General features: G+C 51.5%; 11 protein-coding genes and 1 pseudogene. All 12 read right to left on the bottom strand.

Annotation, left to right across the window (positions count from 1 at the left end; all coding sequences use genetic code 11):
• Positions 1-545: pseudogene (locus OGX98_RS01525) on the bottom strand (hypothetical protein); the annotation flags it as partial.
• A gap of 596 nt (positions 546-1141) precedes the next feature.
• Entirely contained in the window at positions 1142-1597 is a 456-nt protein-coding gene (gene tssE, locus OGX98_RS01520; protein ID WP_045441470.1) for a type VI secretion system baseplate subunit TssE, read from the bottom strand.
• The gene (gene tssJ / locus OGX98_RS01515) at positions 1597-2142 is read right to left on the bottom strand and encodes a type VI secretion system lipoprotein TssJ (protein ID WP_045449551.1); all 546 of its coding nucleotides are present in this window, start codon (positions 2140-2142) and stop codon (positions 1597-1599) included. The genes tssE and tssJ overlap by 1 nt, the downstream gene beginning before the upstream one ends.
• On the bottom strand, positions 2120-3205 hold the full coding sequence (gene tssG / locus OGX98_RS01510; protein WP_286594727.1) for a type VI secretion system baseplate subunit TssG: 1086 nt from the start codon (positions 3203-3205) through the stop codon (positions 2120-2122). The genes tssJ and tssG overlap by 23 nt, the downstream gene beginning before the upstream one ends.
• Positions 3169-4923 carry a type VI secretion system baseplate subunit TssF gene (gene tssF, locus OGX98_RS01505; RefSeq protein ID WP_045441467.1) on the bottom strand — a complete coding sequence of 585 codons (1755 nt, stop codon included), beginning with the start codon at positions 4921-4923 and terminating at the stop codon, positions 3169-3171. Before tssF ends, tssG begins: the two co-directional genes overlap by 37 nt.
• 26 nt (positions 4924-4949) lie before the next feature.
• Positions 4950-6542 carry a type VI secretion system protein TssA gene (gene tssA / locus OGX98_RS01500; protein WP_048221697.1) on the bottom strand — a complete coding sequence of 531 codons (1593 nt, stop codon included), beginning with the start codon at positions 6540-6542 and terminating at the stop codon, positions 4950-4952.
• The gene (locus tag OGX98_RS01495) at positions 6542-9988 is read right to left on the bottom strand and encodes an ImcF-related family protein (RefSeq protein WP_286594726.1); all 3447 of its coding nucleotides are present in this window, start codon (positions 9986-9988) and stop codon (positions 6542-6544) included. The genes tssA and OGX98_RS01495 overlap by 1 nt, the downstream gene beginning before the upstream one ends.
• Positions 9985-11109, bottom strand: coding sequence for a KPHS_23130 family T6SS system protein (locus tag OGX98_RS01490; RefSeq protein WP_225760739.1), 1125 nt, complete (start codon positions 11107-11109; stop codon positions 9985-9987). Before OGX98_RS01490 ends, OGX98_RS01495 begins: the two co-directional genes overlap by 4 nt.
• Before the next feature lie 139 nt (positions 11110-11248).
• Positions 11249-11599, bottom strand: a complete 351-nt coding sequence (locus OGX98_RS01485; RefSeq protein ID WP_225760738.1) for a DUF7079 family protein — start codon at positions 11597-11599, stop codon at positions 11249-11251.
• Positions 11584-12363 (bottom strand): hypothetical protein, encoded by a 780-nt coding sequence (locus tag OGX98_RS01480; protein ID WP_225760737.1) that lies wholly within the window; start codon positions 12361-12363, stop codon positions 11584-11586. Before OGX98_RS01480 ends, OGX98_RS01485 begins: the two co-directional genes overlap by 16 nt.
• Positions 12364-12366: 3 nt before the next feature.
• Complete coding sequence (locus OGX98_RS01475) at positions 12367-12936, bottom strand: PAAR domain-containing protein (protein ID WP_286594725.1); 570 nt, start codon at positions 12934-12936, stop codon at positions 12367-12369.
• 64 nt (positions 12937-13000) lie between these two features.
• On the bottom strand, positions 13001-13399 hold a 399-nt coding region (locus OGX98_RS01470; RefSeq protein WP_286594724.1), incomplete at its 5' end, for a T6SS immunity protein Tli4 family protein.

Here is a 13399-nt window from a genome sequence, read left to right as displayed (position 1 = left end):
GCAATATGCCCCATATCGCATTTCGGACAAATTGAAACTATTCGCTCTTCAGGAAGGGCAATGGCATATACTTCATAATGGTCATGCTGCCACTCTGCAATCATGTCCACATTGTCTCCAGCCTTAAGACGGGTTGTTCCCACCCAGCCCCGAAAGGGTTTGCCGTTAATTGTGCCTTGAACATATTCAGCCGTGTCATTTGATGATTCACTCTCGGCCATAATTACCGCCCCAACGCCAGGACTCCCTGCTGCAATAGCAATTGCTGCGGCTGCACCACGCTGGCCACCGGATGTATCCGGCAGACTGCTGGTCCGGTACGCCTTGACGTCAAAATATTCCCGAAAACATTCGCTACTGAAGGACTCCAGGCGGCCACTAATTTTTTCCAGGGGACCATATGGCGGTAATACCGGCGGTGGCGGTAGCTCCCTTGTCCACGGTCTGCCGTTCATCAGTTCGATTTCTTGCTTAGTCCGTAAATCAGCTAATTTTTCAGGCTTGATAAACCGAGAACATATCTGCTTCTGTTCAACTGGATTCATGAAATATCCTTTATTGCCTATTGCCGCTTCCAGTTATTTATTCTGAACAGCCAAGAAACAGGTTAATGGTGAAATTCCAAATACATATTTTTCACACCAGAACTGGAATTAATCTTCGACATCACTAAGTTTTCTGTTGTACACAACCCCTGACACGCAATTGCAAATCTCTTTGCAATCACCCAGTATGTAATCAGAGTCAGTAATAAAACCAGTTTTCCCCTGAGTAAATAAATTTGTCACTGGGGCACACAGGCATGTTCTTATCACAAGGTTCATGCCACTTTTAAATATTGCTGAAAATGATTACTGCTTACTTCGGACATACTTTAGGAGCCGCCATATGCACAGACTCTTTTATCGGGTAGCCGGGGTTGCCGTGAGTGATACGCATCACCGTAGGTGGTGGTAACTGGGTTCCACCATCTGCGGTGTCGGGCGGGCCCGTAGCTCAAAAACTATCCCCTGTCTGCCGGCAGTAAACAGAATGTCCGACAGTTGACTCAGTTAATTCACAGGGAGACCAGTAACGAGCTTGTTCTTTAGCAACGATATTCGGTAGTGTCCATCCCATCAGACAAACTCCATACCCGGCCTTACGCGCGGGTAGTCGTGCCGAGGTACTGCTGTTGTTTGAGGTGTCTCAATAGTACCCGCCCTTCGGGTTTAAACTCCGTGCCATAGCGTACCAGGCCAATACCTTTGAGTTCAGCGTCAATGGCATAACGTAGTTCGCCAGGGATTTCCTGTTCCAGCAGCACAACCGCTATTGTTTTCAGGCGTGGTTCATATTTGAGTAATACGGCCGATAGAGTCCCCATCAGCTCATGCGCCGTACCGGGCATCCCTTGCAGGATTTTGGTCATGTCCGGAAGGCCGTAGTCTGGCAGATGCGCCAGCGTCCCTGCGCGGCAGTTAAGCACGCGCTGCATGTTGTCCAGTACGGACAGGATGACCTGATTTTCTTCACTGACCTGGTGAAGGTCGAGACCACCGGAGAAATTACCCGCGAGCATCTCGTACAGCGAGGGGGATTTGTGAGTCTGAGGCATTATTTATCCTTTATCGGTAACAACGTCAGATGGTTATTCCCGGCCTCAATCACCCGCGCCTTGTCCGGATCGAGTTCTTCACGGTCTATCATCAGCTTCCATGTGTTTTTAACCATATCGGGATGGCGGAACAATCCCACCACGGCGACGTATTTCGCCCCCTCTTCCATCGGCATATCGAGCAGTACATCTCCACCAGGTTTAACCACCACATCGCGGGTGGCCAAAAGATCAGCCCCGAGAGCCGTTTCACTGTCTTTCAGCAGTTGCTGGTACACGCTCTTGTCGAAGGTTTTATTATCTTTGAGCTGATAAATTCGCACCACGACCGACTCGGAGAGCGTGTTGTTCTCACGTGCATCGGTGTTCAGGGCTTCGCGAGCGGTAAAATCCAGGTGTAGTACCTTAATCTTCTTGTAAAAAATGGCATTGAAGGCCGATTTAGTGCCATCGGTGACGCCCTGCGTCACCCCACAGCCTGCCAGACTGAATGCCAGCAGCGGCAGTAGACAGCACGTGGTCTTAGTTAAATTTATACGTAACACGTCGGTTTCCTTGTTGTGGTTTCGCAGGCTCCAGCCCGGTGTAATAACCCAGTTCCGTCGTAAAGGTTTGCGGGATATCGTCCAGACATTCATCGTCTTCCACACCCAGCACACCATTCATCCCAAGCCAGAATGGCCCTTCACCTAACGGCGGTACAGCCAGCAGGCGGGTACGGGTAGTCAGGGTAATTTTTGCCTTGAATCGCCAGCCCAGATAAACCCGCAGCATCACCAGAAAATCCTGATACAGCAGACCATCCGGCTTCCAGCCCTGCGCTTCCTGCTCATTATCCGTGGACAGGGCAATCAGCAACTGGCTGTTGGCATCCATCGCTTCGTCACCCAGGGGCGTATTACCGTCCAGTAGAAAATCCTCATTACCGTAAAAGCCCAGAGGCTGATTCACTTCCACCGGCCGAAGACAGTAGGGGCTGACCTGCACGGTGGTATCCGGTGCAAGCAGGCTAATCAGCGACTGCATCCCCTCCTGGGTTTTACCCGGCTGACGCAACACGCCCAGTAATGCCAGAAAGCGTGACACCGGAGTGGCAATTTGGTTTGCCGTGCCGGGGATCCCCAGCCCCACCAGACCCAGCAGTGACTGTGAGATACTGTCGGTACCTCCGGGTTCGAAGGCTGCCGGGTAGGAGTATTTACGCCAGATGCGGTAAAACTGGGTCAGGATGCGGTGGCTGAAGATATCCAGAAACCCCTGCAGCGCCTCATGCCCTTCCCGGCGCTGGGTAATGTCATCGAGATAGGCCGTCGGCAACGGGGAATCAACACCGTACATCCCCATAAAGGTCGTGCGGATGAGCGGTGGCCTGCTGTCATCATCCTCGTCATATTCGACAGCCTTCAGTTCACTCGCCGGGAAACCCATCCCCGGATGCGGCGCAAAGCGCACCGGATCATCGGTTGGATGGCTGGTTGAACCCATCAATGGCCTGTCGGGATTGAGTTTCTCCAGCAACTGGCATAAGCGGTAAAAGTTAATGCGGTGAAGGTCTGCCTCCAGCCGTGGTGTCAACCGGGAATACGGCGATTGTGTTTCTCTTCCCATTCCAGGCGTTCTCCGGTCGGTTGCAGAATGATAATCAGGCGGTTAAACAGGTAGATGTCTGTGTAGAGTGCAAAGAAGCGGCTCAGCATCTCGCCGAACAGACAGATATCGCCGCGTCCGGCAAAACCATGACTGTCCAGCGTCACTTCAATCTGCACGCCGCGTACCAGGTAGCCCTGTTCAAAGCGCTCGGTTTCGCTGTGCTTCACGTCGATAATGGCTTCCAGACGGCGGCGGTTCATCTCGCTGTCGGTCCACTCATACAGCGCCAGCGTGCCGCGCAGTACATCGGCGTTATCCATCATCGAGAGAAATCCGCTGCCGAGATGGCTGAGTACGCGCCAGTGAAAACGGTCCTGCGCAGGTGGATAACAGGGCAGCGTTGGCGCACAAAGGTTGCGTACCGCAATACTGGCCGATGTGGTTTTCATCACGGTGTCGAGCACGGTACTTTGCAATGCTCTGCGAGGTAGCTGGCCATTGGTTCCGGTAAGCGTCAGCGACAGGCTTTCATCTTCCGGCACCGTGTGGTTATCAAACGCTTCACCGCCGAGGATGAGCCAGGTGTTATGCAGTCCGGACGGGCCGCGGCGCACACGGGTGTGGTAGTAATATTCCGGCGCTTCATGGCGCATCATTCCACCTTTGTGGCGAAAGCTTGAGAACGGCACGTAAGTATGCTGGCTCGATGACATCACCGAATCCACGGCGTAAATCTCGGTATGGCCATCCTGTACGCGCATCGGGCGCAGCATGTACTCCGTCTGCAGTGAATTGAGCGTCAGCGGGTCAGATTCCAGCGGGAACAGATTAATTACCGGCACGCAGTTCAGACGCAGATGCTTTTCGCTAAAGCTGAAGTCATGCTCCCAGCGTTCCGCCAGTACCACGTCGATTTCAAACCAGGGAAGCTCCGTCGGAAAGGCCACGGTCTCCAGCCCACGCAGGCCCGTGAACATGAATTTCTCGCGGAAGGTAAAATATTCCAGCAGCAACTGGTAACCGCTGAAACTGCTGTTGCCCTTCGGCCAGAGGGTATCGTCATCACCAAACCCGAGTGCAGTGAAATGCCCGGCCAGCGGTCTTCTGTCCACATCACCAGGCATGCGCAGCCATATTCTGGCCACATTCATGGTGAACGCTTCGTGCATGGCGCAGGCCAGTGGCGCATCAGCATTGAGATAGAAAGGAATATGACTGAGATCGATACGGCTCCAGTCCGCGAGTTCGCTGCAGTTAAAGCGCAAAGTGACAACAGAGCGTCCATCAGGATCGGTCGACAGACGGGCATGTTCCAGCGACAACGGCTGAAGGCCGATCTCTTTGGTGGTGGTATACCGGCAACGTGTGCCTTTTTCCCCAATTGGCCGGGAAAGGACTTCGAATCCTTTGACGATACGCATCTGCTCTTTCATTTCACGCCAGTCGGGGCTGAACTCCACCACGGACATAGACGGAATGGTGCGCAGGTAGTGCGGCCACAGCAGACTGACCAGCCCTTCGGTCAGTTCCGGCAGGTCATCGTCGAGCTTTTCACGTAAACGCCCCATCAGGAAGGCAAAGCCTTCAAACAGACGTTCCACGTACGGGTCACGCGCACCCGCTTTATCAAGATTGAGCATTGCCGCCTGCTCAGGATGAGCACGGGCAAATTCTTCGCCGGCTTCCAGCAGGTAGCGCATTTCAGCGTCGTAATAACGCAGGGTTAAATCTTCCATAGTTTTTATAATCTTTCATTGAATCATCAGGCGCAGAGAACGACTGCACGGGCTGGATCTAAAGCAACCAATCCGGAAAGCAGCAAATCCATTTCGACCTGCAGGCGCGTTTTATCCACGTCACTGCGACCGGCTTTAGCGCGCAGCAGCTTGAGTCTGCGGGCTTTGACTTCAAACATTAGTTCCGGCGTCCACTGTTCGAGGGTCAGTTGCTTTGCATCGCTATCAAGTTCGCGCAGCAGATGCAGCGCCATTTCGTTTTTACCGTACTGTTCGCTTACCCGAGCCATCAGCAGTCGCATCAGCCACCGATCCCGGGAAGAGGTGTATCCCGGCTGGACGAGAAGCCAGTTAAGCGCAGCTTCTATGCCTTCGCTGTCCGCTTTCGCCAGCACTTCAGACTCCAGCGTCAGCACATCATCACTGTCAGCGGATACGGCTGATACCGGCTTATCATTCCATCCTGACATGTCATCAAGCACACTTTCGTTTATCCAGTTCATGGTGACTTCATCAGCGAAAGGTGTGCCGTCACTGAAAGCGAGTGCTTCCAGCCCCGGCAGACGCGCCAGCAAACCTTTAATATCACGGCAGAGAATATCGGCACGCACGCTGTCATTATCCAGTTTCACCAGCGCCTGCCAGGCATACCACTGCACATCCAGCCACAAGTGATTGACGCCCTGAGCCAGCAACGTGTCCGTATGTTCCAGCAATTCAGACCAGCTTTTCTGCAGATACAGACGTTTGAGGTGCGCCTTGTTATCGGGTTTAGGCGGGACCAGACGAGTGCGCCCGGAGGCATCCAGCGGCGGAAGTTCAGTTAGCGTATCCCAGCGAACGCTTTTCAGCAGATGATGTCCGGCCAGCCATCCTCCCGGCAGGGAGCGCAGGTATTTCGCCAGCACCTTAGCCTGATCGAGTAAATCACGTCCCGACGTGACAGCATTCATCACTGGCGCAGAAGAGTCTGACACCGTTATTGCCCCCTCTTCCCGACTGGTCTGTGGCACCAGACTGTTGGCACCGCCGTTCTGTACCAGACGATTGTCCAGAGCCTGATACAACCCCCCAAGCTCCGGACGGGCATCTTCATCAAACAGTTGAAAAGACTGTTCCGCCAGAAGCAGCCCGCCTGTAATGCGCTGCATAACAGACATGTCCACTTCCGGGTATAAAGACAGGCTGTCAGTCACGCGACTGCTGCCAAGCCACTCCAGGGCAGTTTTACGGCTCCTTTCACGACGTGGATGCAGCCTGGAACCGAACCGCTCAAGCATTGCCGCCAGAAGTTCAATCCCCTGTGCAAAACCGGATTCACCGTCCTGATGCAGGCGCGCCCAGACATAGAAGGTGATAACGCGCAGATCTTTGCAGGTACCGGTCAGCAACTTTTCCGTCAGCTCGCAAATCAGTCCCGTATCAATACCGGAAAGTTTGTTGACCTCTTCGCGAATGCGCTGAAAATCGTCGTCATAGCCCGGATCTTCGCCGGTTGGCTCATTGTCGCTAATCGGCTCCAGCCAGCGCGCCCACTGAGTGCTGTGTGACCGCGCACTTGTCAGCAAAGTCTGCTCATCAGCACCGCAGGCATAAAGTACGCTTTGTAATGTCGCCATTATTCCATTCCCTCCATGGCTGAATTCCCGGCACTGTCCAGAGTCTGCAAGGTCGCAGAGGCATCCACACTGAATATCTGCTCCGGCAGACTGAAGTTACGCAACGTCAGCAGTGCCAGCGGTCCGTTTCCGAGTTGTGAGCGCAGCACCCACTGCAGCGTTCTTCCGTCTGGCGCGGTAAAGCTCAGCATCCACTGGCTGCGATCAAGCTGCTGGCGTTTACCCTGCTCCAGCCAGCGAATAAAGCCCCAGGTGCCGCCGTAATCCCCGAACAGCCGCGCACCGGCGCTGGTCGACGTCCAGGTCAGCATCGTTCCCGGCTTCCAGGTTTCGCCCGGCCAGCGGAAAGACTGCCAGTCGGCCATCTGGTTAAAGTAATGCAGCTTCTGTCCGTCAATCGTTAACTGGGTTTCCACCACCTGCGCTGCCGGGCGGGCCTGTAGCTCAAAACTTATCCCCTGGCTGCCGTCAGTAAACAGAATGTCCGACAGTTGACTCAGTTGATTCACCGCCCGCAGAAAAGCCGGATTAAAAATCAGCCCCTGGCTGTGTGCATTGTCCGGTACCCACTGACTCCCCTCTTTGTGCAGTACGCCATTGAGCTCGGTGGTCAGGAACCGGTCGATACGACCACTGTCTTTACGGATAAACTCGGCCAGCATCGGCAAAGAAGCGTCACTCTTGCTCGCCGCAAACGGGAAACGCCCCTCAAAGGCCGTGTGCCAGTTCGCCACCACCGAGCGGTTCCAGCGGTCATTCAGACTGGCGGCTGACGGTTGCAACACCGTCTCCCAGGCCTGAGTCAGCGGCTGAACAAACATCGTGTTGCCGAAACCACTCCACTCCTCCCCGAGGCTTGCCGCCACCAGGCTGCCGTACTGTTGCGTGTCGGTCAGGTCCACACTCTTGCCCTGGAAAACCGTCTGCGCAAGCGTCTGCATCATCTCCTGCGGATCGGAGGCACTCGCCACCTGCTGTAGACGCAAACGTACACGTGTAATACGGGTCAGATAAGTTTGCAGGCTCAGCGTGTTGTCAGCAGACATCACATTGCTGGCTTTGTTTTTTCCCATCAGTGTCAGTAAAGGTCCGAAGGTGTCATCCAGCGGTCCCTGCGGGCCTGTGGCCGACTGGTCAATCACCGGTTTATCCTTCCCGGCGACCAGGTCTTTCGCCGACTTAATAATGGAGTCAGAAAGGCCCTCCGTCTGTTGCCCGGCCTGTCCCTGCCAGGCGATGGTGTTCATCAGGGCAATCAGCGGCGACTGACGCACATCGCTCATCAGCGTCAGCTGGTCGGTCACATCGGCGATGTTGTGCGCCGGGTTAAGTCGCAGGCTGTTGAGGAAGTTGAGCCAGCTTCCGGCAAAATCAATGAAATAGCGCTGGGTCAGACGCGCTTTCAGCGCTTCCGGGGATAGCTCCGCAGACACTGCCTTGTGGTTGTCACTCAGCACCCAGTCTATTTCATCCCGGCGAGTATTGGCCGCATTCTCAATGGCCTGCTCAATACCGCCTTCCCATGCCTGACGGGTGAACATCCCTGGAACCACCTCATCGGTGGTAAACAGACGTCGGGCATCGGTACCATTGGTCATGTCTTCCAGTGAGACATCCGCAAAGTTGCGCCGTACCGATTTGAGCATATTTTCATACAGCGTCCCTTCTGCATTGCGTCGGCCAATCTGCTGCAACAGCACCTGACGGCTCTGACTGACCAGAGAAGCATCCGGTGTGATTTTCCACTGTGGCTGATTGGGCAGTTCGGAAATGTAGAACGCCCACAGGTCTGGCGAAAGGCTCTGCCACAGGCCCGTTGAAATGCCCCTGTGCGTCGGCTGTACGGTTTTCATGGTCTGCGCGTAAAACTCGCCGTCGGCTTTATCAGGACGGGCCATCATCAGCCAGGCTTTAAGCTGGTCATAGCCCGGTTTCGCCAGTTGCGCACGCCTGTCACTGTTGGGGACGGAATTTGCCAGCACGGTGAGCGTCTGCATCAGGGAGATATTCGCCGGATCACGGATCAGGTGATTGTTCGCGACGCCATACCACGGGAGCATCGCATTAAGTAGCTGCTGATTATGGTCAAGACCAAAGCGCTGATACCAGGGGGCCCCCTCCTGAACATGGTGTTGCAGACGACCCGCGTCGTTTCGCAGTTCATGTAATGCCGTCAGCTGAAAATCAGAAACGGAAGGATGTTCCACCAGGTTGCGGGCTTTTCCCGCAACAGATGAAATCTGTCCATAGTTCATGGCAAAGGAGAGTATCAGCCCCACCATCCAGACACCGATGATGGTCATCAGCGTCCAGGCGAGCGTCTGCTCCCAGGGCAGCCCGACACGGCGGCCGCGCACGCGGGTACAGTCGCCAACGACGCCATCCCAGGTCACCGGCAGGGTCAGAGCATGACGCCGCGATCCAGGGATATTATTCTCAACATCAGCGTAAGCAACGACGTTTTCAGGCGATGGACTTCCCGTCAGGCTGAACATCAGGCCACGCAGCGGAATACGTTGCTGGGAGGCTGACAACCATGGCACCAGTTGCTGAGCCCAGCGGCTGATACCGCCCTCTTTCAGGTGCTGACCCAGACGTAACAGAAAGTCGTGACGGTTATTCTCAATGACCTGACTGACACCCTGCGCCCGCAACTCCGGCAGCATCCCCTCAAGCTGGCGGGTAATATCCTCTTCTTTGGCACGCAGCGGGAAGCTTGCCCCGACAGCCTGCTCAGGGCGCTTCGTCTGCGACCAGTCGCTGTCGCACAGTTTCCACAGCCAGACCGGTGCGCAATAGCGTAACAGTTCACTGATTTTTTCCAGCCCCCGCAGGTCGCTGTCGCTGATTTGCGGCGTAAGCGTCTGCCCTTCAGCAATGACCCGGACAATCCCATCCAGCGGGCGACCACGACGCAGTTTGCGCAGCGCAGCGTATTTTTCCTTAGCGGGCTCAGCAGTCAGACTGCCGCCGTAAATCAGAACAGTGCGGTTGCCTTCAAGCCACTGCTGGCTTTGCAGGCCGGGGAGCAGTTGTTCGATAGCGGTTTCGTCGCCGGTGATCAAGAGGAGGCGAACTTTACGGCGCCAGAAAAGGCTGTAGCGGGTTCGGAGATGATTTTTAAGACTGGATAAAAACTGACTCGCATCGCTGCCCTCAACTGGGCGCGGCCCGATCTTCTCCCCTGACACCTGCGGCTTATAGACCACCTGATTTCTTCTCTGTTTCCATCGCCACCACACAGGTGAACCAATCAGGCCAAAGAGCAAGACGGCAAACACAGCTCCCCAGATCGTCCAGATTTTTTGAGTTGAAATCCCGAGGTTGTTCAAACTCCCCTGATTGATAAAAAGCAGAAAAGCGCTTATCCCTGCCAGACCGACAATCAGAAGGAAGTATCCCCATGAGCCATAGCGTGCATTTGGAATCATTTTTTGTTCGGTCATGCGTAAAGCTCCCTCGTAATCAAGCAAAGTGTCCCTGTTTGCTGCGATGTCTGATTCACCAACAGCTGTTCCTTACCCGTTTTGCTGGCGGCTTCCGCCATCATGGCTAAGGAAAGTGGCAAGGCCATCTCTCCAGGAGGTCCAAAGGAGAGATCGATAGAATGCAGAGGCCTTTTTTCCGGCAGCGGCCACTGGTGGAGAGTTGCATATTGCATTATTTCTGGGGCAGTTTTTTCAGCAGCACCCATTAGCCAAACGTATTCCAGATGCTGCTTATCAGGCTGAACATATTCAAATAACATGTCTAACTCGTTAACAAGTTTCCCGGCCTCCATTGGCATCAAACGCGTTATGCCAGCGATGACAGGTAATGAATACTGACGAGCAAAAGTGGGCGAGGTGATAAGCTGAGCAGAAATAAACTCACTGGACGGCCCGGTGCTTCGAGGAGGCCAATCCTGAAGACAAAGCATTAATATCAGCCCATCAGAGATCTTTGCATCATAGAAAGAATCTACGATTTTCATGGAATGGATTGAATTGGGTATGAGATCCCATTGTTGAAAAATCAACTCATCGCGATCTTTATCAGCTCTGTCTGACGGCTGAAAAACATAAATAGAGTGGAGAAAATGACGATAGCCCGGATACTGCTGTTCCAGTTTTCGGTCTGTTTCTTTCATTAAAGTTGGAAAACTATGCGGGGAGTTGAATAATGGACGAGCTTTTTTAGGAAACGCCGGGACTTTGTCCAACTCACCCAATAGAGTCTCCATCCCTTTTTCTTCCGGAGAAAATAACACATTGCCAACCACGGCAAGCTGTTGCCGACTCCAGCTTCGCCATTCGGCTTTGGTTCGCTCTGTTTCGAAATCCCAGGCCTGGCTGGCTACGATAGACTGTTCATAACGATTAAGCATTACCCCATATAAACATAACCAAACCAGCAATGCGGGCATGGCTCCGTAGAATAAAACTTCAGCGTAAGTTGCCTTATTCTGGAACCACAAGCTGGAAATAGTTCCTGCTATTAACATCAGTACTAATACCATTATCCAGAACCAGTATTTTGGTGGTGGAAGAGATTTTTTATCAGGAATATCCGGTATAGGCCATGCCATAGTAAAACTCGATATTTGTGTGTTTTATTTAAGACTCAAGGGAGAAGTAAAAAAATTATGTGCAACGCTCCAGATTAACTTAATACCACTCTATTCATTAAAAAACCAAATAAAACATTAAGCATGCATTATTCCAGGGCTAACGCTGTAGCATCTCATTTTTCAGAGTCAGCCATTCTTTCCTGTAAGTTATTTTGAGAATAGATACGAGCAACTTATGCTTGCATTTTGCGGCAAAGCCTTTTTTATTTCTATAGTCGCAAATATCAATCCATAAAGCTTTTTTATCAAACCCACTCCATACAGAAGGTGCCGGGGTCAGGAGATTGGTGTAACAAACAGGGGCAACCCATTCAAACAAGATTTCTTCAACTATAGCAACAGGAAATTTTTTTGCTATTGAGGAAATGTATTTAAAATCAACTTCGTTATCTACAAATATATCTGATAGTGCTCCACACAAATCGAAGTAAACTAGTTTATCTTCCACGTTGTAAACTCCTCAATTTCCTCATCCAGACTATCAGCGACTACCGAACCGACTATACCGCCTGCAGCACTGCCTAACAATACTAATGCAATTGCACAGACCGGAGCACCCGGGCCGCAAAGTGGCGCTACAGCGAGCCCTGCTAGCCACCCACCAGCGACACCACCACCAATTTGAACCCCCTGTTTTATCGATTCTTTCGGTTTGTTTTCCGCATTTAATATTTCATAGGTTGCCAGTGACGCGGTAATTAAAACACCAACCTTTCCCATGACTTTTAGTCTTTTGTTGGATGCTGTGAACTTTGGATTGTCTCGTGCGGATGATTCGATAATTTCGTAGTGAATAGAATTTTTCTGTTGCGCTGTTAACTCCCTGAAAGAGCTATTGAATTTTTTAAAAGCATACTTATCGTACAATTCATCTAATTTGGGAGGAGTTTTCTTATGTTTTTCTGCAAACGACAAGCCTGTTGATGAGGTGTATTTTCGATGTTCCTCCATAATTTTATTTCTCATCTCATAGCAAAATTCAGAAGCCTCTTTTACCGTTATTTTCCTGGCTTTAACCATTTCCTTAACTTCTGATGTAACTCTTTTGATATTTGATGTGTAACTGGCTCTGACATTGGCATCGTTGATAGCATCAGTAGAAAACTTAATAGCTGTTCCCTCAAGACCCGCAATTGCATTATCCAACACAGGCGATTCTAACTCATGCTCCTGCCCGGATTTATACAGACCTTTAATGATCATATAATCCATTAATCACCCCATTATGTTTTTTAATAGCTGACTGGTCATACTTTCACCAACGTTTTTATCATCATCAGGATTTTCAATTTCAACGGAAATGCAGGACCTGGCAGAAACAGAAGGGATGTATACTTTATTATTATCATCGAACATCCCTTTATGCACGCTGCCATCATCCATTGTTAAACGATAATTAAGGCCTGAATAATTCTCTGTTTTTGGCAAAGCAAAGCTAATCCATAAATTATCCATTACAGATTTAGCCTCTTTTACAGCGGAGATAACTTTTTCAAGGCCTCCTGCATCTCCCTTAGAGTAACTATCCGGAATACCGGGTATAAATTTTGCGTGACACGGGCAGGAACTAAAGCTGTCAAGTGACCCCGCCAGAACCTGACCTCCATCGAATGTATCTGCGGCGCCACCTAAGATTTTGAAAGTTCCCGGGTGCTTACCGCAGTTAACCATATCTCCTTCTCTGGCAGCAGAAATGCCGTACCATTGAAACGCTGGATCACCGGTAAGGATCTTCCCACCGCAGGTGGTACTATCACCAACTCTTAAAAAATAGCCGACGCTCATTATCTATCCTCTATTTTCAAATATTGCGGAAGTACAAGGAAAGCACTACTAATTTCACTAGCGGCTACTTATAGCGCAGGGAATTCACCAGCCGGTCCCAGATTTCAACCATCTCTGCTTCGTTGTAGCGCGTTTTTTTATACTCACTGGTGAGTCCAATACCAAACCTAGGCTTCTCTGCTGTAGCATCACGCTCATTGGCTTTAAAATCAAAATCATAAAATGTATTTTTTTCATCCTTCCCCGTCGTCGGATTCCTGATGTTTTGGGTACCGCCAAACAACCATGACTCTGCCGGAATGCCGTTCGGTGATAGAGCGACTTTCTTTATGGTGTACTGATTTGATGTTTTAAGCGCCTCATTAATTTGCGCGCTACGATTAAACAGAGTGTCTTCTGAGCCAGAATATTTATTATTTGTATACACACCCAGGATGAAATCATCATTTTCATAACTAAATGT

Source organism: Citrobacter sp. Cm046, from assembly GCF_030333065.1.
GTDB classification, from domain to species: domain Bacteria; phylum Pseudomonadota; class Gammaproteobacteria; order Enterobacterales; family Enterobacteriaceae; genus Citrobacter; species Citrobacter murliniae.
This window is presented reverse-complemented; position numbering and strand designations above follow the sequence as displayed.